General features: G+C 73.2%; 25 protein-coding genes. 3 read left to right on the top strand and 22 right to left on the bottom strand.

What is annotated here, in order from left to right:
- Window positions 1-37 precede the first annotated feature (37 nt).
- Genes R3E98_07475 through R3E98_07485 form a run of 3 tightly spaced genes read right to left on the bottom strand, consistent with a single transcriptional unit; the run spans window position 38 to window position 2,778 of the window.
- On the bottom strand, window positions 38-946 hold the full coding sequence (locus R3E98_07475) for a CPBP family intramembrane glutamic endopeptidase (protein MEZ4423229.1): 909 nt from the start codon (window positions 944-946) through the stop codon (window positions 38-40).
- A 7-nt stretch (window positions 947-953) separates the two neighbouring features.
- Window positions 954-1,514, bottom strand: a complete 561-nt coding sequence (locus R3E98_07480; GenBank protein MEZ4423230.1) for a biotin transporter BioY — start codon at window positions 1,512-1,514, stop codon at window positions 954-956.
- A gap of 52 nt (window positions 1,515-1,566) precedes the next feature.
- Entirely contained in the window at window positions 1,567-2,778 is a 1,212-nt protein-coding gene (locus tag R3E98_07485; GenBank protein ID MEZ4423231.1) for an acetyl-CoA C-acetyltransferase, read from the bottom strand.
- A gap of 374 nt (window positions 2,779-3,152) precedes the next feature.
- On the opposite strand from R3E98_07485, the gene R3E98_07490 reads away from it, so the two are divergent.
- Window positions 3,153-3,380 carry a hypothetical protein gene (locus R3E98_07490; protein ID MEZ4423232.1) on the top strand — a complete coding sequence of 76 codons (228 nt, stop codon included), beginning with the start codon at window positions 3,153-3,155 and terminating at the stop codon, window positions 3,378-3,380.
- A complete protein-coding gene (locus R3E98_07495) occupies window positions 3,377-3,940 on the top strand; it encodes a hypothetical protein (GenBank protein ID MEZ4423233.1) in 564 nt (187 codons plus the stop codon). The genes R3E98_07490 and R3E98_07495 overlap by 4 nt, the downstream gene beginning before the upstream one ends.
- Before the next feature lie 92 nt (window positions 3,941-4,032).
- Here the strand turns inward: R3E98_07495 and R3E98_07500 are convergent, their stop codons facing one another.
- The 15 genes from R3E98_07500 to R3E98_07570 form a co-directional block, all read right to left on the bottom strand.
- The gene (locus tag R3E98_07500; protein ID MEZ4423234.1) at window positions 4,033-4,947 is read right to left on the bottom strand and encodes an MBL fold metallo-hydrolase; all 915 of its coding nucleotides are present in this window, start codon (window positions 4,945-4,947) and stop codon (window positions 4,033-4,035) included.
- Window positions 4,948-5,092: 145 nt separating this feature from the next.
- Window positions 5,093-5,950, bottom strand: a complete 858-nt coding sequence (locus R3E98_07505) for a 3'-5' exonuclease (GenBank protein ID MEZ4423235.1) — start codon at window positions 5,948-5,950, stop codon at window positions 5,093-5,095.
- Window positions 5,947-6,579 carry a redox-sensing transcriptional repressor Rex gene (locus R3E98_07510; protein ID MEZ4423236.1) on the bottom strand — a complete coding sequence of 211 codons (633 nt, stop codon included), beginning with the start codon at window positions 6,577-6,579 and terminating at the stop codon, window positions 5,947-5,949. The genes R3E98_07505 and R3E98_07510 overlap by 4 nt, the downstream gene beginning before the upstream one ends.
- Before the next feature lie 73 nt (window positions 6,580-6,652).
- Window positions 6,653-7,474: a 16S rRNA (adenine(1518)-N(6)/adenine(1519)-N(6))-dimethyltransferase RsmA gene (gene rsmA, locus R3E98_07515; protein ID MEZ4423237.1), complete on the bottom strand. Its 822-nt coding sequence runs from the start codon at window positions 7,472-7,474 to the stop codon at window positions 6,653-6,655.
- Between the two features lie 8 nt (window positions 7,475-7,482).
- Window positions 7,483-9,060: a GAF domain-containing SpoIIE family protein phosphatase gene (locus R3E98_07520; GenBank protein ID MEZ4423238.1), complete on the bottom strand. Its 1,578-nt coding sequence runs from the start codon at window positions 9,058-9,060 to the stop codon at window positions 7,483-7,485.
- Complete coding sequence (locus R3E98_07525) at window positions 9,057-9,530, bottom strand: ATP-binding protein (protein ID MEZ4423239.1); 474 nt, start codon at window positions 9,528-9,530, stop codon at window positions 9,057-9,059. Before R3E98_07525 ends, R3E98_07520 begins: the two co-directional genes overlap by 4 nt.
- The gene (locus R3E98_07530) at window positions 9,527-9,859 is read right to left on the bottom strand and encodes an STAS domain-containing protein (protein MEZ4423240.1); all 333 of its coding nucleotides are present in this window, start codon (window positions 9,857-9,859) and stop codon (window positions 9,527-9,529) included. Before R3E98_07530 ends, R3E98_07525 begins: the two co-directional genes overlap by 4 nt.
- Window positions 9,860-9,969: 110 nt before the next feature.
- Window positions 9,970-11,004, bottom strand: coding sequence for a phosphate acyltransferase (locus R3E98_07535; GenBank protein ID MEZ4423241.1), 1,035 nt, complete (start codon window positions 11,002-11,004; stop codon window positions 9,970-9,972).
- 8 nt (window positions 11,005-11,012) lie between these two features.
- A complete protein-coding gene (gene coaD, locus R3E98_07540; protein MEZ4423242.1) occupies window positions 11,013-11,504 on the bottom strand; it encodes a pantetheine-phosphate adenylyltransferase in 492 nt (163 codons plus the stop codon).
- The gene (gene rsmD / locus R3E98_07545; GenBank protein ID MEZ4423243.1) at window positions 11,501-12,022 is read right to left on the bottom strand and encodes a 16S rRNA (guanine(966)-N(2))-methyltransferase RsmD; all 522 of its coding nucleotides are present in this window, start codon (window positions 12,020-12,022) and stop codon (window positions 11,501-11,503) included. The genes coaD and rsmD overlap by 4 nt, the downstream gene beginning before the upstream one ends.
- Complete coding sequence (gene recJ, locus R3E98_07550; GenBank protein MEZ4423244.1) at window positions 12,019-13,770, bottom strand: single-stranded-DNA-specific exonuclease RecJ; 1,752 nt, start codon at window positions 13,768-13,770, stop codon at window positions 12,019-12,021. Before recJ ends, rsmD begins: the two co-directional genes overlap by 4 nt.
- 52 nt (window positions 13,771-13,822) lie before the next feature.
- Window positions 13,823-14,566 carry a C4-type zinc ribbon domain-containing protein gene (locus tag R3E98_07555; GenBank protein ID MEZ4423245.1) on the bottom strand — a complete coding sequence of 248 codons (744 nt, stop codon included), beginning with the start codon at window positions 14,564-14,566 and terminating at the stop codon, window positions 13,823-13,825.
- On the bottom strand, window positions 14,563-16,383 hold the full coding sequence (gene dnaG / locus R3E98_07560) for a DNA primase (protein ID MEZ4423246.1): 1,821 nt from the start codon (window positions 16,381-16,383) through the stop codon (window positions 14,563-14,565). The genes R3E98_07555 and dnaG overlap by 4 nt, the downstream gene beginning before the upstream one ends.
- Window positions 16,380-18,800, bottom strand: coding sequence for an endonuclease MutS2 (locus R3E98_07565; protein MEZ4423247.1), 2,421 nt, complete (start codon window positions 18,798-18,800; stop codon window positions 16,380-16,382). Before R3E98_07565 ends, dnaG begins: the two co-directional genes overlap by 4 nt.
- Entirely contained in the window at window positions 18,797-19,237 is a 441-nt protein-coding gene (locus R3E98_07570; protein ID MEZ4423248.1) for a GatB/YqeY domain-containing protein, read from the bottom strand. Before R3E98_07570 ends, R3E98_07565 begins: the two co-directional genes overlap by 4 nt.
- A gap of 201 nt (window positions 19,238-19,438) precedes the next feature.
- Between R3E98_07570 and R3E98_07575 the strand changes: the two genes are divergently transcribed.
- On the top strand, window positions 19,439-19,831 hold the full coding sequence (locus tag R3E98_07575) for a hypothetical protein (GenBank protein MEZ4423249.1): 393 nt from the start codon (window positions 19,439-19,441) through the stop codon (window positions 19,829-19,831).
- On the opposite strand, the gene R3E98_07580 is transcribed toward R3E98_07575, so the two are convergent.
- Genes R3E98_07580 through hemW form a run of 4 tightly spaced genes read right to left on the bottom strand, consistent with a single transcriptional unit; the run spans window position 19,816 to window position 24,105 of the window.
- Window positions 19,816-20,652, bottom strand: a complete 837-nt coding sequence (locus R3E98_07580) for a 50S ribosomal protein L11 methyltransferase (GenBank protein ID MEZ4423250.1) — start codon at window positions 20,650-20,652, stop codon at window positions 19,816-19,818. The genes R3E98_07575 and R3E98_07580 overlap by 16 nt on opposite strands.
- A 31-nt stretch (window positions 20,653-20,683) precedes the next feature.
- Window positions 20,684-21,826 (bottom strand): molecular chaperone DnaJ, encoded by a 1,143-nt coding sequence (gene dnaJ, locus R3E98_07585; protein ID MEZ4423251.1) that lies wholly within the window; start codon window positions 21,824-21,826, stop codon window positions 20,684-20,686.
- Between the two features lie 34 nt (window positions 21,827-21,860).
- Window positions 21,861-22,934: a heat-inducible transcriptional repressor HrcA gene (gene hrcA, locus R3E98_07590; GenBank protein MEZ4423252.1), complete on the bottom strand. Its 1,074-nt coding sequence runs from the start codon at window positions 22,932-22,934 to the stop codon at window positions 21,861-21,863.
- Window positions 22,924-24,105 (bottom strand): radical SAM family heme chaperone HemW, encoded by a 1,182-nt coding sequence (gene hemW / locus R3E98_07595; protein ID MEZ4423253.1) that lies wholly within the window; start codon window positions 24,103-24,105, stop codon window positions 22,924-22,926. The genes hrcA and hemW overlap by 11 nt, the downstream gene beginning before the upstream one ends.
- Window positions 24,106-24,110 lie beyond the last annotated feature (5 nt).

The following is a 24,110-nucleotide window of genomic DNA, read 5'->3' on the forward strand; positions in this document are numbered from 1 at the left end:
TCCCGCGTCCTCGAGTTCCGTTTCCCGAACAGCCTGCCTAGTACTCCGACCCCTCCCGGGGGTGCCCCGGCTGGAGGGGGTCCGGTAGGGGTCGCCACTGCACGGCCGACGGCTCCGGAGCGAGCCATCTCGTGCGGGCGATCCAGACGGCCGCGCCGGTCAGCACGACCAGGGCCGCGATGCCCCCTTCCGGGCCGAAGGCGCCCCCGCTCCACCAGGCAGGGCCGTCCATCCGGAGCGCCAGGTAGGGTGCATCGACCAGGTCGAGGCCGCTCACGGGGAGGTCGACCCAGAAGCCGATCGACCAGTTCCAGCCCAGGTGGACGCCCGACGCCCACCACAGGCTCAGGGTGCGCAGGTAGACCAGGCCCAGGAGCGCGCCTGCGGCGGCCAGATTCACCAGCGCGAGGGGCGCGACGTCCGGGTTGCCGAGGTGGAGGGCCGAGAAGGCGACGCTGGTCAAGGCCAGCGCGGGCCACCCGCCCAGGCGGGCGGCCAGGACCTGGAAGGCGTACCCACGGGCCAGGGCCTCCTCGGCCGCGGCCGGCAGGGCGAAGAAGGCGAACGAGCCCCACGCGGCGCCGAGCCACCCGAGCGGGGTGCCGGGCTCGGAGCCCAGCGCGATGCCCCCGCCGAGCGCGATGAGCCCGGTGACGGCCAGGCCCAGCGCGAGCCCCAGCCCCACCCCTCGGCCCAACTCCCGCGGGAGGGAGAGCGCCAGCGGGAAGCCGAGGGCCCCGGGGCGGCGTCCGTCCAGCCGCAGGACGAGCACACCGGCCGCGACCGAGGCGAGCAGCAGGGTGAGCGCCCCACCCAGGAAGGCCGCCACCCCGAGCGTGCCGGCCCCCCACACCAGGGCGGCCAGCACGCCGAAGAACAGGGAGAGGCGGAGGATCAGGCCGCCCCACCCGAACGGGGCGGAGCGGGTCGCGCGCGGACCCTCCACGCCGGGATCAGGCCCGCCGGGCCGGATCCCCCCCGATCACCCGGAGCAGCAGGACGGCCAGGGCCACCTGGACGGCCCCGCCCGGCAGGAACGGGAGGGCGCCCATGCGGAAGGCGCCCTCCAGACCCTGGCCGGAGACCAGCGCGAGCTGGGCCACGCCACCCGTCAGGATGACGACCAGGCCGGCCGCGGTGCCCAACGAGGCGCGCACCAGCCCCGGCGTCCGCCCCAGCAGCGCGCCCACCGCGAACGCCGCCACCGGGAAGGCGGCCAGGTAGCCGCCGGTGGGACCGAGCAGCCAGGGGAGCCCTGCCCCACCGCCCGAGAACACGGGCGCGCCCAGCGCGCCCAGGGTCAGGTAGGCCAGGAGCGCGAAGGCACCCGGCACGGCCCCCAGCAGACCGCCGACCAGCAGCACCGCGATGGGCTGCAGCGTGACGGGCACCGGCGTGCCGGGAAGGGGGATGGCCACGCGCGCGGCGCCTGCGATCAGCGCCACGGCGGCGATCACGCCCAGCGCCTGGTGGGCGGTGCGGGCTTCGGTCCAGCGTCCGGTCTGCAGGGGCACGGGGCTCCTCGTGTCGGCTCGGGTGGGATGGAGTCGGGGACGGTGCGGTGATCTACGCCTTCTCGACCGAGAGCGCCACCGCGTTGCCGCCGCCCAGGCAGAGCGTGGCCACGCCGGTCGAGGCACCCCTGTCCTCGAGCGCGCCCAGCAGCGTGACCAGCACGCGAGCGCCGGAGGCGCCGATGGGGTGACCCAGGGCGACCGCGCCCCCGTTGATGTTGACCTTGTCCGGGTCCATCTCCAGCGCGCGCATGTCGGCGATGGCCTGCACGGCGAACGCCTCGTTCACCTCGAAGAGGTCGTAGTCGCCGATGCGCTTGCCCTCCTTCTTCATCAGGCGCTGCATGGCGTCGACGGGCGCGAAGAACAGGTCCTGCGGCTCGGTGGCACCCGAGGCGTAGCCGGTGATGATCGCTTCGACCGGGAGGCCGTGGGCCTCGGCGTACTCGAGCGACGCCACCACGAGCGCGGCGGCGCCGTCGTTCAGGCCGGGCGCGTTGCCCGCGGTGACAACGAGGTTCTCGAGATCCTTGGGCGCGTCGTTCGGGAAGGCCGGACGCAGCTTGCCCAGGGCTTCGAGGGAGGTGTCCTTGCGGGGCGACTCGTCGGTGTCGACGACCGTCACGCCTTTGCGCGTCTTCACCTCGACCGGGACGATCTCGTCCTGGAAGCGGCCGGCCTCGATGGCGTCGATGGCCTTCTGGTGGGAGCGCAGGCTGAACTGGTCGGCGTCCTCGCGGCTCACGCCCGCCTTGGCCGCCGTGTATTCGGCGTGACCGCCCATGTGGCAGTGGCCGAAGGAGCACCACAGGCCGTCGTAGATCAGCCCGTCCTGCACGGTCTGGTCGCCGAACTTCACGCCCTCGCGCAGGCCCCGCAGGTAGAACGGCACGTTCGACATCGATTCCATGCCGCCGGCCACCACCAGGCGGGCGTCACCGGCCTTGACGGCCTGGGCCGCCAGCATCACGGCCTTCAGGCCCGATCCGCACACCTTGTTCACGGTGAGCGCGGGCACCGTGGCCGGGATGCCACTCCGGACGGCGGCCTGCCGGGCGGGGGCCTGGCCGGCTCCGGCCGTCACCACGTTCCCCATGATCACCTCGTCGATGTCGCCGAGGTCGATCCCGCTCCGCTGCACCGCGGCGCGCAGGGCGATCGCGCCCAGGTCGGGCGCGGCGATGGAGGACAGCCCGCCCAGGAAGCGCCCGATGGGCGTGCGGGCCGAGCCCTTGAGGAGGACCGGGGTGGTGGCCTTGTTCATGAAGCCTGCTCCGATGTGCGGCGGTGATCGAGGTCGGGACCCGCGAACCGGACGGGCCAGCGCCCGCCCGGGCCGCCGGAAGATACACCCGGACGGGCAGAGGGGGGATCCGGGGGCGGCGGGAAGGCGCGGCGCGGGTGGCGGTTCGGGCGGCGGGGGATCGCGGAGCGGGTGGCGGTTCGGCGGCCCGCGTCGAGCCCAACGCGTGGCTGCCGAGCCCCGCGCGTGGTCCGCCCGGACGTTCCCGCGGGAACGCGGGGGCGGGCGGATGGGATCCCGGGACGGTGGCGTTTCAGCGGAAACGTCGGAGCGGCGCGGGTGCGCGGCTCCTGCCGACCGGATCGCTCGACCGCCCCGGACGCTATACTTGAACCATGGACACCCGACCCCAGGACACATCCCCCGAGGCATGGGCGTACACGCTCGCCCTGCATCGCGCGCTGTCGCCCGCTCGCCGCGTCGAGCTGGCGCTCGAGATGAGTGACGAGGTCCGGGCGATCCAGCTGGAGGGGTTGCTGGCGCGCAATCCGAGGTGGACCCGCGCGGATGCCGTCCGCCATCTGGTGCACCGCGAATTCGGCGTGCGGCTGCCGGATCGATGAGCCTGGGGGAGCTTCTCGGCCGCGTCGTCGGCATCCTGACGCGGTTGGAGGTGCCCTACATGCTCACCGGCTCCCTGGCTGCCGCACACTACTCGCTCCCGCGGGCGACCCAGGACGTGGACCTGGTGATCGAGCTCGGCGACGGAGCGGTCAGCGGGTTGGTGGACGCCTTGGCGGCCGCAGGGTTCTACGTGAGTCCGGAGGCGGCACGCGAGGCCATCCAGGTCCGGGGATCTTTCAACGCGATCGACGCCGAGAGCGGCTGGAAGGTCGACTTCATTCCCCGCAAGGAGCGGCCGTTCAGTCGCAGCGAATTCCAGCGCCGGCGCCTGGTGCCCATGCTCGGGTCGGAGGTTGCCGTGGTCAGCCCCGAGGACCTGGTGCTCGCCAAGCTCGAGTGGGCGTCGAAAGGCGACTCCGAACGGCAGCGACGCGACGCGGCACGAGTGATGGAGTCCCTGGGTGCGGCGCTCGATCACGCGTACGTCGAGCGCTGGCTCGATGCGTTGGCCGTCCGCGAGGAATGGGAGCGCGTGCGCGCGGGGGGTCCTCAGCGCTGAGCGTGCACCATCGAGGTCGCAACGGCCTTTGCCCGCGTGCCCGGCGGCATCCCCATCACCCTCACCCCCCGGATCCCGCCCCTCCCCGTCTCCTAACCGCCCACCCGCACCACGTCCACCAGCTCGGGCCGCCCGGGATCGCCCTGCAGGCGGGCCCGCACCACCTCCGGGTCGTGTTCGAACACCAGCGTCCACGCTTCCGCCACCGCGCGCTTCCACAGCCACGTCTTGGTGTCGAGCGTGGTCAGCGGCTCCACGTCGTAGCCCATGATCCAGGGCAGCGGGACGTGCGCGCTGGTCGGGCACACGTCGCCCAGGAAGATGGCGGTCTCGCCGTCGCTCTCGATCAGCACGGACTGGTGGTGCGGGATGTGACCCGGGGTGGGAAGCACGCTGATGCCCTCCGTCACCACGGCCTCGCCGTCCACCAGGTCGAACAGGCCCGCCTCCGCCACCGGCTCGTAGTTGGCCGGCAGATAGCTGGCCCGGATGCGCGGGTTGTCCCAGCGCGCGAACGCGAGCTCCTTCTCCTGCACCACATAGCGCGCCCGCGGAAAGGACGGGACGGCGCCTACACTGTGCCCGTCCTCACCCGGGACCGCATCCGGGGCGCGTCGCGTGTTGCCGCCGGCGTGGTCGAAGTGCAGGTGCGTGTCCACCACGATGTCCACGTCCTCGGGCCGGTGGCCGGCGGCGCGGATGGCATCCTCGAGCGCGGTGGGGTCGCCCTCGTTCTCGAGGCCGTAGATGTCCTTGAACTTGTCCGTCTCCTTGTCCCCCGCGCCGGTGTCGATGAGCACCAGGGCGGAGGGCGCCTCCACCAGCAGGCAGCGCATGGCCAGCGGGATGCGGTTGCGCGCGTCGGCCGGGATGCGCTTCTCCCAGAGCGGCTTCGGCACCACGCCGAACATGGCGCCGCCGTCCAGGCGCTGGAGCCCCGCCTCCAACGCGTGCACGCGCAGCCGGCCGACCGCGAACGAGGTGACCAGAGGACGTGGGCCGCTCATCGCGGATCCGCTGCGAACGAGAATCGGAGTTCCGTCATCGGCTTCCAGCGCTGTGCAGGTGGACCCTCGAATCGTGTGCGTCGTCCCAGGGATGAGCCCGAGCGTGGTCTCCCGGAGGAGCGCGTCGGAGCAGCCGCGCGTCGGCTCATCCGTGACCCGGCGTGAAGAGATCGGTCTGGACGCGCGGCCTTCGGGGCCGCTCGCGCCTGGGCACGTAGCGAAGATAGCGCTGCAGCGCGTGCAGGTCCGACAGCCCCATGCGCTCGGCCAGATCCAGCAGGCGGACCAGCACGCGCGCCGTGGCGAGCGCGTCCCCGTAGGCGCGATGCCGGTCGTAGATAGGCACCTCGAAGTGGTCGGCCAGGCCGTCCAGGCTCCGGTTGCGGAGCTGCGGCAGCAGGCGCTTGGCGAGGCGCACCGTGCACAGTCGCGGCACGCGCGGCACCGCACCCGAGGTCTCGCCGATCTGTCGCGACACGAAGCCCCAATCGAAGCCGACGTTGTGCGCGACGAACACCCTTCCCTCCAGGCGGGCCGCGACCTCGTTCGCGATCTCGTCGAAATACGGCGCGCCCGCGAGCAGCGCGTCCGAGATGCCGGTGAGCCGGAAGATGGACGGAGGGACCGGACGGCCCGGGTGCACCAGGGTGTGCCAGCTCTCCTCCACCCGACCGCTCCGCACCTCCACCACCGCCACCTCGGTGATGCGGTGGCCGCGGGAGAAGGGGCCGCCCGTGGTCTCGACATCCACGACCGCGAAACGCAGATCGCGCAGCGGCGTCCCGACGGGCACTGCGCCGGGCGCCAGCCGCCACATGCCCTGCGGGTCCACCTCGAAGCGGCTGTCGCCCCCGAGCAGGGCCAGGACGGCCTTGCCGGCCGCACCCGGGTGCCCCCGCAGGCTCAGCACGTCGGCGGCCAGATCCTCGGTGGACGTGGGCCCCGTCTCGAGTCGGCGGAATGCGCGATCCACCAGCGAGCCGGGTCGCGCACGTCCGCTCATGCGTCCGGACCCTGGCTGAGGGAAAAGGCGAGCGCCTCCAGCTCCATCGACATGTTGACGTCCCGCAGCGCCACGCCGGCCGGTGCGTGCAGTTGGGTGGGGGCGAAGTTCAGGACCCCGTGCACACCCACCGCCGCGAGGCGGTCGACGATGCCCTGCGCCGCCTCCACGGGGACGGCCAGGACCGCGATGTCGACCGGACGCTCCGCGAGCACCCGCTCCAGGTCCTCCTCCGCTTCGATGCGGACCTCCCCCAGACACCGTCCCACCTTGCCCGGATCGGAGTCGAAGACGGTCACGATCTCGAAGCCACGGCGGCGGAAGTCGGCGTACTCGAAGAGCGCCGTCCCGATGCGCCCGGCACCGACCAGCGCCACGCGCCACCGGCGGCCGAGGCCCAGGATGTCCCGCAGGTGGTCGGAGAGGTCCGCGACGTCGTAGCCCCGTCCGCGCTTGCCGAAGGAGCCGAAGAGCGAGAGGTCCTTGCGGACCTGGGCGGCCGTGGTGGCCCCCCGCCGGGCCAGCTCGCGACTGGAGACGGTGCGCGTCCCGCCGCGCTCGAATTCCTCCAGGAAGCGGAGGTAGAGCGAAAGGCGCCGGACGGTGGAATCGGAGATCTTGCGGGACACTCGCGGCCAGACTTGTGAAATCCTTCACAATCTAGCCGATCAGGTCGCGGAAGCAACGGATTGGCCGGGGTCCTCATCCTGCCCCCCTCGCCCGCGCGTCGGCCCAGGCCTGCGCCAGGGCCACCCACGTCTCGGGGGCGATCTGGTCCGGCCGCCGCTCCGCCGGCAGTCCCACGGCGTCCAGGACGCCGTCCGCCCGGGCGCCCAGCGCCAGGTCGGGGTGATCGCGAAGCACCTTGGCGATCTGCTTCCGCCGCCACTGGAAGGCCGCGCGCACGACGTGGCGTAGCCTACCCTCCTCGTCCACGGTGAGGCGCGGGGGACGATGGGGCACGAGCCGCACCACCGCCGAGTCCACCCGCGGGCGCGGCCGGAAGGCGCCTGGCGGCACCCGCAGCACCCCGTCCACCTCCGCGACCGTGCGGATGCCCACGGTCAGGGCTCCGTACGCCTTGCTGCCGGGCTCCGCCCGGAGCCGGTCGGCCACCTCCTTCTGGACCATCACCACGATCGCACGGGGACGGGGCCGGGCCAGCAGGTGGAAGAGCAGCGGCGAGGTGATGTTGTAGGGGATGTTGCCCACCACGACGGTGTGGGCCGGATCGCCCAGCGCGGCCAGCGACAGCTCGAGCACGTCCGCGTGGAGCAGCGTGATGCCGGGGTCGTGCTGCGCCCGATCCGACCAGTGGGCGGCCAGCGCGTCGTCCAGCTCGACGAGCACCAGACGGTCGGTGCGCTCCCGCAGCCCGTGCGTGAGCGCACCACGTCCCGGCCCGATCTCCACGACGGTGTCCCCGGGCTCGATGGGCGCCGCGTCCACGATGCGACGCGCGAGCGTGGGATCGACCAGGAAGTTCTGACCGAGCGAGCGCTTGGGTCGTCCGTGCAGCGACACCGCGGCCGTCAGAGCCGGACGATCATCGCCGTGCGGTCGTCGGCGGGAATGGTCCCTTCGCTGTCCGCGGCCAGCGCGAAGAGCAGGTCCACGATCTCCGCGACGGGCCGCGTGCGCTCACGCACGACCGTGGAGATCACGCGCTCCTCGCCCGAGCCGCGCCGGTCCTCGGCCAACAGGTCGGACAGACCGTCCGTGAAGAGCAGCAGCACGTCCTCCTGCTCCCACGCCGCGCTCCGCTCGGTGTAGCGACCCTCGGGCGCGATGCCCATGGGTGGATCGGTGGCCGCCAGCCGGGTTGCCGTCCCGTCGGGTTGGATGCGGAAGGCGTGGGGGTGCCCGGCGTTGGCGTAGACCAGACGATGGGCGGCCGGATCGATGACGCCGTAGAACAGCGTCAGGTACATCTCCGTGGTCTCGAGCTCGTCGCGCACCGCGGCGTCGACGCGGGCCAGCACGCCGGAGGGCGAACCGCCTTCGGCCGCGTAGATGGCGGCCGCGCTCATCACCAGCGTCATGATCAACGCCGCCGGGAAGCCGTGTGTCGAGACATCCCCGATCATGACGCCGATGCGGCCGCCGCTGAGCGGGAAGAGCTGATAGAAGTCCCCGCCCACCTGCTCGGCGGGACGCACGCGCGCGCCCACCTCCGCACCCGGAAAGCGATCCACGGGCGGGAGGAGCTTCATCTGCAGGTCGTGCGCGAGCTGCATCTCGCGCCCCATGCGCTCCTGCGCCAGCGTCTTCTCGATGAGGCGATTGTTCTCGAGCGCCGCGCCGACCTGGCTCGCGATGGCGGACAGGAGCTTCTGGTCGGACGCGCTGAAGCGCTCCCCGGTGCGCCGGCCCACGAGGTTGATCACCCCCACCGTGCGGGGCACGCCGCTCGGCGGTGTGTAGCGGATCGGCACGGAGAGCATGGACTCGGTGGCACGCGCTCCGCCGCGCCGCTCCACCGGGCGATCGGGACCCTCCGCCTCCGCGTCCGCGGGACCGTACATCGCCGCCCGGCCCTCACGGAAGACGCGGGCGGTCACTGCGTCCACGTCGTCCACGCGGATGGGCTGGTCGCGGCCGGAGCGCCCCACGGACGCGACCAGGCGCAGCATGCCGGGGTGCTCGTCGTGCACCCACAGCGAGCCACGCTCGGCGGCGAGCACGTCGCACACCTCGTTCAGGATCGCGTGGGCGGCGTCCTCCAGCCGCAGGATGGAGCCCAGCGTCTCGGAGATGGAATAGAGGAGGTTGATCTCCTCGTAGCGCTCGGAGAGCTCGTACGTGAAGAAGTGCACCTCGTGATCGTACTCGAGGGCCAACTCCACCTGGTGCGCGATGAGGTCGCCCAGCGTCGTGCTGCCGGTCGCGCCGCACAGCTCGATCTCGAGCGGAGGACCGGAGCGCGTGGCCACCGGCACCCGCAACGCGGCGCCGTCGAAGGGCACCGCTCCCGCGGGATCGCGCACGACGCGCGCACCGTCCACGGTGGCGACGAGGCGCACGTCGATCCCGAGCGCGGTGCGGAAGTCTTCGAGGGTCCGGAGGACCGTTTCCGGCAGCGGCGGCCCGGACGGGCCGTCCGGGATCATGCCTGGGCTCCGCCCAGACCGCCCGTGCTGGAGCGCAGGATCAGCGTGACCGAGTTGCCCTGCTCGTTGTAGTGCACCTCGTCCATCAGCTTGCGCATCAGGAACACCCCCCGGCCGCAGGGCCGGCGCCGGTTGACCGGCTGGGTGGGGTCGGGAACGCACGCGGGATCGAAGCCGGGGCCCTCATCGGTCACGCGCACGGTGATGCGGTGCGGCGCTCGCGAGATCTCCACACGCACGCGCTTGTGGGGATCCTGGCGGTTGCCGTACAGCATCGCGTTGGAGAGGGCTTCGGTCAGCCCGACCCGCAGGTTGAGGCTCAGCTTGCGGGGGTCCGCATGGCCGTTCAGGCAGGCCACCACATGCTCGACCGCCGACTCGATGGCCGACAGGTCGTTGGGGAGCTCCAGGACGAGGTCGTCCAACCTCGGATCGCCGAACCCCATGAGGGTCAGGTACTCCCGGCTCACAGCCCCTGGAGTGCCTCTGAGCGGGAATCGGCGATCACGAACAAGGTATCGAGCTTGGTGAGCTCGAAGAGGGTGCGCAGGTCCTCGTTGAGGCCCGCCAGACGCAGCTCCCCGCCCTGCTCGCGGATCTTCTTGGACAGGCTCACCAACACGCCCAACCCCGAGGAGTCGATGTAGCCGGTGTTGGAGAAGTCGATGACGAAGGTCTTCTCGCCTTTCTCCAGCTCCTCGAGCACCCGCTGCTTCAACTCCTGGCGGTTGCCCACGATGAGCTGTCCCTCGACGTCCACCACGGTGATCTCCCCTTCGCGAGAGACGGTGAAGGCCATCCTGCCTCCGGAATCGACTGCTGGGTGGGATAGGGCCCGCACCGTGTGGACCGGCGTCGGGTCGGGCGTTCGAACGATACAAAAAGCGCGCGAAGAGGGGCAACCCGTCGCTACGACGTTTGTTCCGGGGCCGGCGCGGCGGCCGCCCCGGCCCGCGTCTCCCGCGGGTCCTCCAGCAGGAGGCCCGTGATGCAGGCGCCCCACACGATGTCGGCCGCGGCCGCCCCCCGGGAGAGGTCGTTCACCGGCCGGGCCATGCCCTGCAGGATGGGCCCCAACGCGGTGGCACCGGCCAGACGCTCCACCAGCTTGTAGGCGATGTTGCCGGCCGCCAGGTCGGGGAAGACCAGCACGTTGGCCGTGCCGGCCACCTCCGACCGGGGCGCCTTGCGGGCGGCCACCCCCGGCATGAGGGCCGCGTCGGCCTGGAGCTCCCCCGCGGCCGGGATGCCGGGCGCGATCTCCCGGAAGCGGGCCAGGGCCCGGCGGACCTTCTCCACCTCGGGCCCGCCCGCGCTGCCCAGCGTGGAGAAGGACAGGAACGCCACCCGGGGCGCATCCCCCACCACCCGGACGCGGGCCCGCGCCGCGGCCAGCGCGATGTCGGCGAGCTGCTCCGGCGTGGGCGTGGGGACGACCCCCGCATCCGTGAAGGTGAGCACCTCCCGCCCCCGACCCCGGAAGTCCCGCACGTCCATGTAGAAGCTGGACGACACGGTGCCGATCCCGGGCGCCAGGCCGACGCCCAGCAGGGCAGCCCGGATGACGTCGGCGGTGGAGCGCACGGCCCCGGCCAGGGCGCCGTCGGCCTCGCCGATGCCCACCAGGGCAGCGGCCCGGATCAGGGGATCCTCCAGGCGGGCGCGGGCGTCGTCGGGATCGAGCTTGCCCGCCCGCCGCGCGACGACGTGGGCCACCAGGCGATCGAGCAACGCCGCCGACGCGGCCTCCAGGACCTCCACGCCGGCCAGAGGGGTGGGCGTGGGCGTCCCCAGCAGGACGGGCCGGGCCAGACCCTCCCGGACCAGGACCCCGGCGGCTTCGCGGACACGGGGATCGTTGCCCTCCGGGAGCAGGATGCGGCGCGGCGCGGCGCGGGCGCGCTCCGCGAGGGAGGCGAGGAAGGGCGAACGCGGATCCGACACGGGAGCGGTCAGCGGTTCCCGAGCGCGGCCAGGACGTGGGGGGCCACGAACCGCGTCACATCCCCGCCGAGCGCGGCCACCTCCCGCACGAGCGACGACGAGAGGTAGTCGTAGTCGTGGTTGGGGACCAGGAACACGGTCTCGAGCTCGGCGTGCAATGCGCGGTTCATCTGCGCCATCTGGAACTCGTACTCGAAGTCCGACACCGCGCGCAGCCCACGCACGACCAGCGTCGCGCCGGTGGAGCGCGCGAAGTCCACGAGGAGGCCGGAGAAGCGCGCCACCTCGATGGAGGGCTCGTCCGCGAACGACGTGGCCAGGAGCTCGAGGCGCTCGTCCACCGTGAAGCGGGTGCGCTTGATCTGCGTCGCCGTCTCCGCCACGGCGACGATCACGCGGTCGGCGAGCTGGAGCGCGCGCCGCGCGATGTCCTCGTGCCCGAGCGTCACCGGGTCGAAGGAGCCGGGATAGAGCGCGACGCGCTCCGGTCGGGGGCTCATGCGAAGAGGTGGGTCAAGGTGGTGTCTCCGTAGCGACGTTGCTCGATGCGGGGGTCCTCCGGGACCGGATCGCGCGAACGATGCTCGACCCAGAACTCGCGCGCAAACGGCTGGGCGAGGAAGCGCTCCAGGAGGCGGACCTCCCAGCCTTCGCCGTACGGCGGGTCGGCCACCGCCAGGTCGAAGTGCTCGCTCTCCAGACGGTCCAGCGCCTTGAGGGCGTCCGCGCGCACGATCCGCACCTCGTCGCGAGCGCCGAGCGCGGCCACGTTGGCCTCCAGCGCGTCCAGCGCGCCCTTGGCGCGCTCCACGAAGACGACGTGCTCCGCCCCACGCGAGAGGGCTTCGAGGCCGAGCGCGCCCGAGCCCGCGAACAGGTCCAGCACCACCGCGCCCGGCAGGCGGGGCATGAGCGAGCCCATCCAGGCTTCGCGCACGCGGTCCGTGGTGGGGCGCACGCCGCGGCCGCGGGGCGCCTTGATGGCATGGCCGCGCCAGCGGCCGGCGATGATCCTCACGGCTGGGCCCGGCGGATGTCGCTCACGCGCAGGCGCAGGGAGGTACGTCCCCGCCAGGTCTCACGGCGGATCTGGAAGACGACGTCCACGGGGCCGGTGCCCAGCACATCGGGCGGGATGCGATCGGCGAGCCCGAAGCCCACCGCGCCGAAGCGGGCCCGACCCGCTCCCAGCTCCAGGGCGAGGTGGCCCTTCCCCACGGAGCGGGGCGGCGACGTCAGCGGGACGTTGCGGGCCAGGAACAGCGGCCGCGGGTTGCCCACGCCGAAGGGCCCGGCATGGCGCAGGAGGTCGTAGAAGGCGTCGTCGATGTGCGCCAGGTCGAGCTCGAGGTCGGGCGAGAGCGCCGGCTGCAGGAGCTCCTCCGTCAGGCGCTCGCGCGCGATGCGATCGAAGGCCTCCCGGAACGCCTCCAGCTGCACGCGCCCCACGTCCAGCCCCGCCGCCATGCGGTGGCCCCCGAAGCGCTCGAGCAGGTGGCCGCACCCTTCGATGGCCTCGTAGAGATGGAAGCCCGGCACGGAGCGGGCGCTGCCGCGCCCGCGGTCGCCGTCCAGGCTCACGACCACCACCGGCCGGTGCACCCGCTCGACGAGCCGGGAGGCCACGATGCCGATGACCCCGGGGTGCCAGCCCTCGCCCACGACGACCAGTCCATGCCGGCCGCCGCCTTCCCACTGCCGTCCCAGGTCGGCCAGGGCCTCGGCCAGGGTGCGCCGGTCCTCCTCCTGTCGCTGCTGGTTCAGGCGGACCAGCTCGCCGGCCCGCGTCGCGGCCCGGGCGGGGTCGGACTCCAGCAACAGGTCGAGCGCCTGGCGCGCGTCGGCGATCCGTCCGGCCGCGTTGATCGGCGGGGCCAGCACGAACCCCACCGCCCCCGCCTCCAGCGTGCCGCCCGCCAGTCCGGTGGCCTCCAGCAGCGCCCGCAGCCCGGTCCGCTCCGTGCGCTCCAGGGCGCGCAGCCCGATCCGGGTCAGGGCGCGGTTCTCGTCCGTGAGCGGCACCAGGTCGGCGATGCTGGCCAGCGCCACCAGGTCCAGGTGCGGCAGCAGGTCGTCGCGCGGCATCCCGATCTGGCGCGCGAGCAGCTCGCACAGCTTGAACGCCACCGCGGCGCCGGCCAGACCCGGGTTGGGATAGGAGGAGTCCGCCCGGTTGGGATTGACCACCGCCAGCGCGGCCGGAAGGGTGGGCGCGGGCGTGTGATGATCGGTGACGATCACGTCGATGCCGGCCGCCCGCGCCGCATCCACGGCCGCGTGGGCGCGGATGCCGCAGTCGACGGTGACGATCAGGCCACAGCCCGCCTCCTCGGCGGCAGCGACCCCGGCCGGACCGAAGTCGTAGCCATGGCGCAGGCGGTGGGGGACGAACGGTACCACATCCGCGCCCATCCCCCGGAGGAAGGTCGACAGCAGGGCCGTGCCCGAGATGCCGTCCACGTCGTAGTCGCCATGGACCAGGATGCGCTCGCCGCCGGCACAGGCGGCGCGGATGCGCGCGGTCGCCCGCTCGGCGTCGGGCAGGGCGGCGGGATCGTGCAGGTGCTCCACGAGCGGTCGCAGGTAGCGGCGCGCCCGCTCGGGCTCGCCGTGCCCCCGTGCCACCAACAGCGCGCACAGCGACGGCGGCAACCGCAGGGTGTGCTCCAGCGCCCGCACCGCCGCCGGATCCGGCGGCGGGGGAAGCACCCAACGCGGCGCGGGCCGGATCAGCCCGCGCTCGACGTCCGTGGCAGGGGGGACCATGACGCGGCCGACCCGCTACCGCACGCCCGGTCGCCGGTCTCCCACCACCCTGCTACGCCTCGGACGCGACGCTGTCCTCGGGCGCCGGCTCCGGAGCGGCCAGGATCACGCCGCAGGACTCACAGCGGATCAGCGCCCCGCCACGGCGCACCTCGTTCTGGAGCTGGAGCGGGATGACCGCGTAGCAGTTGCCGCAGGCGCCGTCCTCCGTGAGCGCGGCCACCACCACCCGGCGGCCCTTCTCCTGGATGCGCTCGTAGTACGAGCGCTGGTCGGAGGGGACCTGGGCCGCGATGCCCGCGCGCCGCTCGTTCAGCGCGTCGATCTCGACCTGGACGGCCTGCTGCGCTTCGAGCAGCTCCGTGCGCCGCGGCGCCACCTCCGCCTGGGCGCTCTCGAAGTCGCGCTCCAGCTCGCCGATCCGCTCCTCGGCCCGCTTGATGAGGTCCAGAACGCTGAGGGCTTCGTGCTCGTCCGCCTCCATGGCGCGCCGCACCAGGTCGGCCTCGGCATGCACGGCCGCCTCCTCCCGCAGGTTGCGGACGCTGTTGAGCCGCTCCTGCAGCTTGTCCAGCCGCGCCTTCTTGTCGCGGGCGGCCGACTCCAGGCGCCGCTCGTCCAGCGTCAGCTCGTTGAGGCGGTTGCGCGCCTGCTCCAGCTCGCCCTCGAGACGCGTGACCGTCTCGCCCACCTCCTCGAGCTGCGGCCCGTACTCCTGCTTGCGCCGATCGGCCTGCTGGATCTCCGCGTCGATCTTCTGGAGATCGAGCAAGGTCTTCTGACTTCCGTCCGTCATTCGCTTCGCTCTTGGTCCTGGTTCAGGTTGAGACGTTGCAGATTGCCCGCGCTGCGCCGCCAGTTCTCGCCCAGCATGCTTCGTTCCCGCATCAACGTCTGCTTCTCGGCCACCAACGCCTGCTTCTCCTCTCCGGTCGCGCGACCGATGCGTGCGTCCAGGGCGTCGATGCGCCGATCCAGCTCCGCGATCTGGATCGCCGCGAGCGCGTGCTCGAAGACCTGTCCGCCGTGCTCCAGCACCTCCGGATCCCCGAAGAGGTCCTCGAAGCGGCGCTGGAGGCCGGGGTCGAGGTCGGGCGGCACGTGCTCGAGGCCGGGCTCGTCCAGGAGGATCTCGTAGATGCGGCGGTACGCCCGATCCATGAACGACTCCGGTCCGACGATCTCGGCCGCCCGGGGGATCCAGCCCCGGTTGCGCAGGAGCACCAGCAGGAGCTGGCGCTCGGCGCCCATGCGGCGGCGGGCCACGGGAGCGGACGGGGGAGGCGGGGTCGACGGCGGCGGGACAGGACGGAACTCGGGGGGAGCGTGCGAGGGACGGGCCAGCTCCGACTCGATGGTCTCACGCCGGACGCCCGTGCGGGCGGCGACGCGGTCCACGTACAGGTCGCGGAGCGCGGCGTCCCGCGCGGCCCGTACGGTGGGCAGGAGGCGGTCGAGCGACCTCCGGGTCTTGTCGATCGAGGAGAAGTATCCACGTTCGTCCAGAATCTGGATCTTTCGATCCAGTACGTCCACCGCCTGCTCCAGATACGGCTTCAGGGCGCCCCCCCCTCCCGTGCGCACCAGGGAGTCCGGATCCTCGCCGGGCGGCAACGTCACGACCGAGGGGCGGATCCCCACCCCGAGCAGGACGTCGCCCGCCCGGAAGGTCGCCTTCAGCCCGGCGGCATCGGAGTCGAACAACAGGTACACGTGGGTCGTGTAGCGCTTGAGCAGCTCGGCCTGCTCGTGGGTGGTGGCGGTGCCGAGGCTGGCCACGACGTGGGCCACCCCCGCGGCCGCCAACGAGACCACGTCCATGTACCCCTCCACCAGGAGCGCGGCCTCCTGACGGCGGATCTCGTGCTTGGCCCAGGAGAGACCGTAGAGCTCCCGTCCCTTGTGGTACACGGGAGACTCCGGTGAGTTGAGGTACTTCGGGGTCCCCGTGGCCGGACCGAGCACGCGGCCCCCGAAGGCGACGACGCGACCGGTGGAGCTCTCGATGGGGAAGACGAGCCGGTCGCGGAAGCGATCGTACGGCGCGTCACGCTTCTCGCTGCGGGAGAGGAGCCCCGCCGTCAGGAGCAGGGTCTCGTCGATCCCGTGGCGCGCGGCCGCATCCCGCAGCTCGTGCCAGGCGTCCGGCGCGTAGCCCAGCTGGAAGCGCTCGGCCACCGCGTCGGAGATGCCGCGCTGCTCCAGGTACCGGCGCGCCCGCTCCCCGTCGGGCGCGGCCAGCCGCTCGCGGAAGAAGTCGCGCGCGAACGCATTGGCTTCGTGGAGAGGCCGGTGGGGGTCGTCCTCCGCGCGCCGGGCGCTGACCTCGCGCACCTCCACGCCGAAGCGGCCGCCCACCGCCTTGACGGCGTCGGTGAACTCCAGGCCCTGCCGCTTCATCAGGAACGTGAAGACGTCGCCGCTCACCCCGCAGCCGAAGCAGTGGAAGAGCCCCTTGGCCGGGACCACGTAGAAGCTGGGCGTGCGGTCCTCGTGGAACGGGCACTTCCCCTTGTAGTCCTTCCCCGAGCGCTTGAGGGGCACCACCTCGCCCACGACCTCGACGATGTCGGCGCGCGAGCGCACCTCCTCGACGACGTCGTCCGGGATCATCGCAGGCTCGCCACCGTGACGCCGGTGCCGCCCTCGCCGTCCGCGCCCGGCCGATAGGACTCGACGCGAGGCTCGTCGGCCAGCAGCTCCGACACGCGGCCACGCAGCGCTCCGCTGCCCTTGCCGTGGATGATGCGCAGGCTGGGCAGGTCCCCGAGCACCGCGTGGTCGAGCGCGCGCCGCAGCGCCGCGTCCACCTCGTCCACGCGCAGGCCGCGCAGGTCCACCTCGTGCGCCGCCTGGTGCTCGATGGGAGTCCAGCTGGAGCCGCGGGCGCGCCGCTTCGGCGGCGGCGCCTCCTCGAGCCGCTCGACGTCGGGCACGCGCACCCGCAGCCCGTTGTCCAGCTCGACGGTGATGCGACCGGGCTCGGATTCGACGACTGTCCCCACACCCCCGCGTTCCCCCACGCGCACGCGGTCCCCGGGCTGCACGGCGGGCTGCCCCTCCCTGGGACCCCCGCGCTTCGCCGGCGCCTGCTCCCGCTGGCGCTGCGCCGCCTGTTCCAGCGCCCGCCGCGCCTCATGGGCGGAGCGATCGAGGTCCGCCGCGGTCCGCACCTCCGCGATGGCGTCCTCCACCTCCTGCCGGGCGTCCAGAAGGATCCGGCGCGCCTCGGCGCGCGCGTCCCGCTCGGCGGTCTTCTCGCGCGCCGCGAGGGCGGCCTCCCGGGCTTCGAGGTCGCGGGCGCGCGCCTCCGCGGCATCGGCGGCCCGCTGGGCGCGGGCCGCGTCCTCGGTGGCCTGACGCTCCTGGCGCTCGATACGCGCCAGGAGCTGCTCCATCCGCAGCTCGGTGTCGTCCACGCGCGCCTCGGCGCGCGCCAGCACGTCCGCCGGGAGGCCGGCCCGGCGCGCCATCGCCAGACCGTAGCTGCGGCCCGGCCGCCCCTTGATGAACTCGAAGGTCGGCTCCATGCGCTCGGCATCGAAGCGCAGCGAGGCGTTGACCACGCGGGCCTCGCCCTCGGCCACGCGCTTGAGCGCGCCCAGGTGGGACGTGGCCAGCACCCGCGCGCCCCGCTCCACCAGCGAGCCCAGGACGGCCTCGGCCAGGGCCGCCCCTTCGGCGGGATCCGTCCCGGTTCCCATCTCGTCGATCAGCACGAGGGCGCCGTCGTCGGCCTGCTCCAGGATGTCGCGCAGGACGGCCAGATGCGCGGAGAACGTGGAGAGGTCCTCGGCGATGGACTGCCGGTCCCCGATGTCGGCGAAGACCCGGCGGAACAGCGGGAAGACGCTGCCCGGACCGACGGGGGGCAGCACGCCGGACTGGAGCAGCGTGACCAGCAGGCCCACGGCCTTGAGCAGCACGGTCTTGCCGCCCGCGTTCGGGCCGGAGATGACCAGCGCGCGCTCCTCGCCGGACAGGTCGAGATCGAAGGGCACGACCGTGCCGGCGCGGGCCAGGAGGAGCGGATGGCGTCCCCGACGGATGCGGAAGGGTCCTCCAGGCTCGCTGAACGCGGGCCGCACGGCGCCGATGCTGGCGGCGTAGCGCGCGCGCGCCTGGAGCGCGTCCAGCGCCACGCAGGCCTGGAGGCTGGCGCGCAGGACATCGGCGTGGGGACGCAGCCGCTCGGAGCGGTCGCGCAGGATGCGGTGCACCTCGCGCGCCTCGGCGAGCTCGGTCTCGCGCAGACGGTTCATGCCGTCGACGGCCTGCGGCGGTTCCACGAACAGCGTCTGCCCGGAGGCGGATTCGTCGTGCACGATCCCGCCCACGCTGCCCTTCCCTTCGCGACGCACCGGGATCACGAAGCGGCCCTGGCGGACGGTCACGGACGCGTCCGCGACGCGGAAGCGCTCGGGGAGATCGGAGACCACCGCTTCGAGCTGCTTGACCAGGCGCGCGCGCGCTCCGTGCAACTCGCGGCGCAGGCGGGCCAGCTCGGGAGAGGCCCGGTCGAGCACGGTCCCGTCGTCGTCGACCGTGTCGTCGATCAGCCGCTCGAGCGCGGGATCCCGCAGGAGCGCCGCGGCCAGCGGCTGCAGCGCCGGAGCTGCGGTCTCCAGCAGGTCGGCCAGCGCGTGACCGGCGCCGAGCAGCGCCCGCACGCCCTGCAGCTCGCGCCCGTCCAGCACCGCTCCGGACGTGGCCAGGCGATCCAGGACCCGCGCGACGTCGGGCACGACGGGCATCGCGAACCCCCCGTCGCCCTCCAGGACCACGCTCAGGGCGTCCACCCGGTCGAGCTCCGCCTGCACGGTGGGCAGGTCCCACGAGGGCGTAAGCTGCTGGACCCGCTCCCGCCCGGCCGCGCTCGCCGCGAAGCCAGCCACCACGGCCAGCACCGCATCGACCTCGAGGGATTCCCGGGTGCGGGGGCCGGCGAAGGCCGGTCCCCCACGCGCGCGCGGGCGCCGGCCGCGCCGGCCGACGCCCGCGTGGGCTTCCGTGGGAGGGCGGGACGTCACGCGCCCAGCTCCTCCCGCACGATGCGGTTCGCCTCCTTGCCGTCGAAGCGTCCGCGCAGCCGGGGCATCACCTGTCCCATGACCGCGCCCAGGTCCGCGGCGCCCCCGGCGATGGCCGCGCGCACCATCTCCCGCACCGCCGCCTCGTCGAGCGCGGCCGGCATGTAGACCTGGAGCGCCTCGGCCTCGCGCTCCTCCTTGGCCGCCAGCTCGGGCCGTGCCTCGCGCATGCTGTCGGCGGCCTCGCGCCGGCGCTTCACCGCGCGCGTGAGCACCTGCAGGAGCTCGTCCTCTCCGAGCGCGCCCCCCTTGTCGATCTCGGCGTTCTTGATCTCCGACAGGGTGGTCGACAGCAGCAGCGTGCGCGCGGAGTCGCGCGCCTTGCGCGCGGTCACGAGATCCTGCTGCAGGCGCTCCTTGAGCGTCGGGGCGTTCACGGGTCGGCGGACTCCGGGAGACGGGGACGGCGCCGGGATGGTCCCGGGCGCAGCACGGTCCGGCAATCTAGCAGGGGGCCGAAGCCGGGTGCACGTGAGGACCCACCGACGCGGGAGCGGAGGCCGGGCGTGCCATGGGCCGGCCCGCCGCGCCCTTCGATCATGGTCTCCCCACCTCATTCCCTGCTCCGGAGCGCGCCCATGTCGACCCGTCTCGTGCCCCGCACCCCTTCCTCGTCCCTGCCCGCGCGCGCGGATCGGCTCCCCGTCCGCGGAGGCTCGCCGGCGCCCACCCCCCGCGTCCTCGATCCCTGGCGGGGGCCCTGGCGCGCCGGGACGCCCGGGCGGAGCCGGCCGGCGGCACGGCCGGAGGACGCGGGGCTCTCAGGCCGGCCCCTGGTGCTGGGTGCCGCCCGGACGGTGCTTCCCGAGCGGCCGGCGCTGCGGATGTTGCAGAACGGGGTGGAGCGGTTGGGCACGGGGGTGGACGAGGGGTCGGTGCTCGCGGTGACGCGGGTGGTGCGGCTGGCGGCGGAGGCGGAGCGCTGGCTGACGGCCCGCGGGGAGGCCGCCGGAGGTCAGGTGCGGCGGTAGCGGGCGCCCCACCACCCTTCGTCCGTGGCGGTCTCCTCGAGCGTGAGGCCGGTCCCGGCCAGCAGCTCGGCCATGGCGGCCGACTCGTGTTGCTCCACGCCGGACAACACCAACCAGCCGCCGGCGCGCAGCGCGCGCAGCAACCCGGGCAGGGCCGCGCGCAGGCGGCTGCTGACCATGTTGGACACGACACCGTCGAAGGTGCCGACATCGTCGTCCGGCAGGAACGCGCGCGCCTCCATCCGCACGCGGTCCCCCACGCCGTTGACGCGCGCGTTCTCCTCGGCCTCGCTCGCGGCCCAGGGGTCCAGCTCGATGCCGAGCGCCTCGGCGGCGCCGAGGCGCACGGCCGCGATGGCCAGGATGGCCGAGCCCGCGCCCACGTCCAGGAGGCGCGCGCCGGGCGTGACGGCGGGCTCGAGCAGCGTGAGCGCCACGCGGGTGGTGGCGTGCTCCGCCGTGCCGAAGGCCATGCCGGGATCGATGCGCAGCACGACGTCGTCCGGACCGGGCTCCGGATCCGTCCAGGTGGGCGCGACGACCAGGCGGCGGCCCACGCGGCGGGGCCCGAGCCCCGTCCGCCACAGGACCTCCCAGTCCTCGTGTGCCTGCCACGACCACCGCACCGGGAGCGGCACACCGACGGTGTCCAGGAGTCGGGCCTCGAGGTCGGCGACCCAGGCCTCGGGATCGTCGGGCGGCGCGACGTAGGTGACCCAGCCGTCCGCCTCCTCGACGGCCGCGCGACCCCCGACCTCCACGAGCGCCTCGGCCACCAGGGCCGCCCGCTCCTCGTCCACGTCGCCCACGGCGACGCGCAACCAGCGCTCCGGGATCATGGACGCGGTGGGATCAGGTGGACCCGAAGGCTTCCTTGACGCGCGACCAGAAGCCCTTGCCCTCGCCCCGCGCGGGCGGCGGGGACTCGACCTCGCGCAGGCGCTTGAACAGCGTCTCCTGTTCGCCCGTCAGCCGCTCCGGCGTCCACACGACCACGCGCACGAGCTGGTCGCCCTTGCCCCGCCCCTCGACGTGCGGCAGACCCATGCCACGCAGCCGCAGCACCTGTCCGGTCTGGACGCCGGCCGGCACGGTCACGTGCACGGGCTCGTCCACGGTCGGGACCTCCACGTCCGCGCCGAGCGCCGCCTGGGCGAACGTCACGGTGAGCTCGTAGAGCAGGTCCGCGCCCTGACGCGCGAAGCGCGGATCCTCCTCCACCTCCAGCATCACGGCGATGTCCCCGCGCGGTCCGCCACGCGGGCCCGCGTTGCCCTGACCGCGCAACGTGATGAAGTGCTCCGAGCTGACGCCGGCGGGCACCTGCACCTCGATCTCGCGCTCCACCCGTTCGCGACCGTCCCCGTGGCAACGCGCGCACTGTTGCTCGATGATGCTGCCCTCGCCGCGGCAGGTCCGGCACACCGTCACGCTCACGAACTGTCCGAACACGCTGCGCTGCACCACGCGCTCCTCGCCGCTGCCGCCACACGTGGGGCAGCGCGTGGTGCCCTTCCCGTCCGCCGCGCCGGAGCCTCCGCACAAGCCGCAGGGGTCCAGCAACGCGACCCGCAGACGCTTGGTCACCCCGGTGGCGACCTCCGACAGGGTGAGCGGCAGGCGCAGTCGCACGGTCTGCCCGGCCGTGCTGCGCGGCCCGCGACGGGCGCGCCCCCCGAAGAGGTCCTCGAAGCCGCCGAAGCCCCCGAAGTCGCGCATGAAGACCTCGACGGCGTCGGCGAAGTCGAAGCCGCCCTGGGGGCCCCCGCCGCGACCCTTCACGCCTTCGACGCCGTAGCGGTCGTAACGGGCGCGCTTGTCGGGATCGCGCAGGATCTCGTAGGCCTCGGTGACCTGCTTGAAGGCTTCCTCGGACTCCTTGGAGCCCGCGTTGCGATCCGGATGGTATTCCAGCGCCTTCTTGCGATAGGCCTTCTTGATATCGTCGGCGGACGCGGTGCGCGTCACGCCCAGCAGCTCGTAGTAGTCGGTCATGGATCCTGCCGGCACCGCATGGGGTGGGGCCGGCTCAAACGGTGAGGACCCGGCTGATGAGCGAGGAGGTGTAGTCGACGATCGCGATCACCTTCTCGTAGGGCATCCGGGTCGGGCCGATCACGCCGAGCACGCCTTTCAGATTCCCGGCGCGGTATTCGGCGGTGACCAGCGTGAAGTCGTTCAGCTCCAGCGACGCATGCTCACGCCCGATGGTGACGGTCAGACCCGAGCCCACCACCCGCTCGGAGAGCACGTCGGCGAGCAGCTCCCGTTTCTCGGTGAGCTCGATCAGGTTCTTGAGGCTCTCGCCGCTGTTGAATTCGGGCTGCTCGGCCAGGACGGACGTCTGGCCCAGGTGCACCGAACCGTCGGCGGTGCCACCGAGCGAGAACAGCTCCGTGCCGGACTGCATGAAGATGTTGATGAGCTCCTCGGCGGCCGGGTCGTCCTCGACACTCCCCCGCAGCCGCTCCGCCAGCGTCTCGCGGATCTGGCGCAGCGTGAGTCCGGCGAGGCGCTCGTTGAGGATCAGGGTCAGCGTGACCAGCGTGTCGGCGGGCACCTCGATGGTGAGGTCCACGTAGACGGTGCGCACGAGCCCGCCCTTGATGCTGGCCACCAGCAGGACCTTGCGGGTCGAGACCTGCACCAGGTCGAGCTTCTCCAGCACCGCCTCCTCGATGGACGGTGCGATGGCGACGCCCAGCTCCCGCGTGATGAGGCTGAGCGCGCGGGTCGCCATCCGCACGAGGGACTCGATCCCGGTGGCGCCGCTCCCCAGCTCCGCCTGCAGACGCTCGCGCTCGGTGACCGTCAGCGTGGCCGGGCGCATGATCTGGTCGACGAAGTAGCGATAGGCGCGATCGGTCGGGACCCGCCCGGCCGACGTGTGCGGGTGGTAGAGGTACCCCTTCTCCTCGAGGTCCGACATGGTGTTGCGGATGGTCGCGGCGGAGACACCCAACTCGAACCCGCGCGCGAGCGTGCGGCTCCCCGCAGGCTCGGCCGTGCTCACGTAGGTGCGCACGACGGCCTCGAGCACGCCTCGCTCCCGCTCGGTCAGCGGGTCGGGTCCGTTCGGCGGTGTGCGTCGTTCATCCGACATCGGTCGATCCATCCCTGGGCTCGGCAGCGGGAGCCGGGTCCCGGTCCAGGGCCCGATCCAGCTCGACGGCGAGCTCGTCCAGCAGCAACCATCCGGTGGGCGTCAGGCGCACGCGGTCGCCGGCCGCTTCCGCCAGGCCCCGTCGCATCCACCCGTCCATGATATCCCGGGCCGGACCCGGTCGTACCGGCGCCGCAATGCCTTCCCGGGTCCGCAGCGTCAGCCAGATCCGTTCCAGGCGCGCCTCGGCGGGCGCCACGGTCTCGGCTTCCTCCACCGGCACGGCCCCGCTCCGGACGCGCTCCCTGTATTCCAGCCAGTCCCTGAGGTTCCAGCGCCGCAACGGGGGCTGATGGCTGTGGGCTCCGTTGCCGAGCCCGAGGTACGGGCGCCCATCCCAATACACCTGGTTGTGGCGCGAGCGCCGCCCCGGGCGGGCGAAGTTGGACACCTCGTAGTGCTCGAACCCGGCCTCCCGCAGCCGTTCGGCGGCCTCCAGGAACTCCTCCTGGTAGCGTGTCTCGTCGACCGGGTCCTCCCGCCCCTCCGCGACCGCCCGGCCGAGCGGCGTGCGGGCCTCCACGCCCAGGCCGTAGAGGCTCACGTGATCGGGCTCGAGGGCCAGGGCGCGCTCCAGGTCCGCCGACCAGTCCCGCTCGACCCGGGCGGGAAGGGCGAAGATCAGGTCCACGCTCAGGTTGTCGAAGCCCGCGTCGCGGGCGGCGTGCAGCGCGGCGGCCGGTCCCTCCGGGCCGTGCAGGCGGCCCATCCAGCGCAGCGCCGCGGGGGAGAAGGTCTGCACGCCGAAGCTCAGCCGATCCACACCCAGGCGACGCCACCCCTCCGCGACCGCGCGATCGAAGCTCTCCGGGTTGGCCTCCACCGTCCACTCCAGGTCGGGAGCGCGCTCCACGTCGGCGAACACACGCGCGACGCCCTGCATCCCCTCCACCCCCAGCAGGGAGGGCGTGCCCCCTCCGACGTAGAGGGTGTCGAGCCGGTCCACCGGGAAGAGGCCTTCGGTCCGCACGGCCTCCCACTCCCGACCGAGCGCGTCCACCCAGAACGCCGGATCGGGTCGCGCATCCACATGCACGGCGAAGTCGCAATACACGCAGCGCCGCGCGCAGAACGGTGCGTGGACGTAGAGCGAGCGGACCGGGGGCGCCACGCCGT

Source organism: Gemmatimonadota bacterium, assembly GCA_041390125.1.
GTDB lineage: Bacteria > Gemmatimonadota > Gemmatimonadetes > Longimicrobiales > Gaopeijiaceae > JAGQIF01.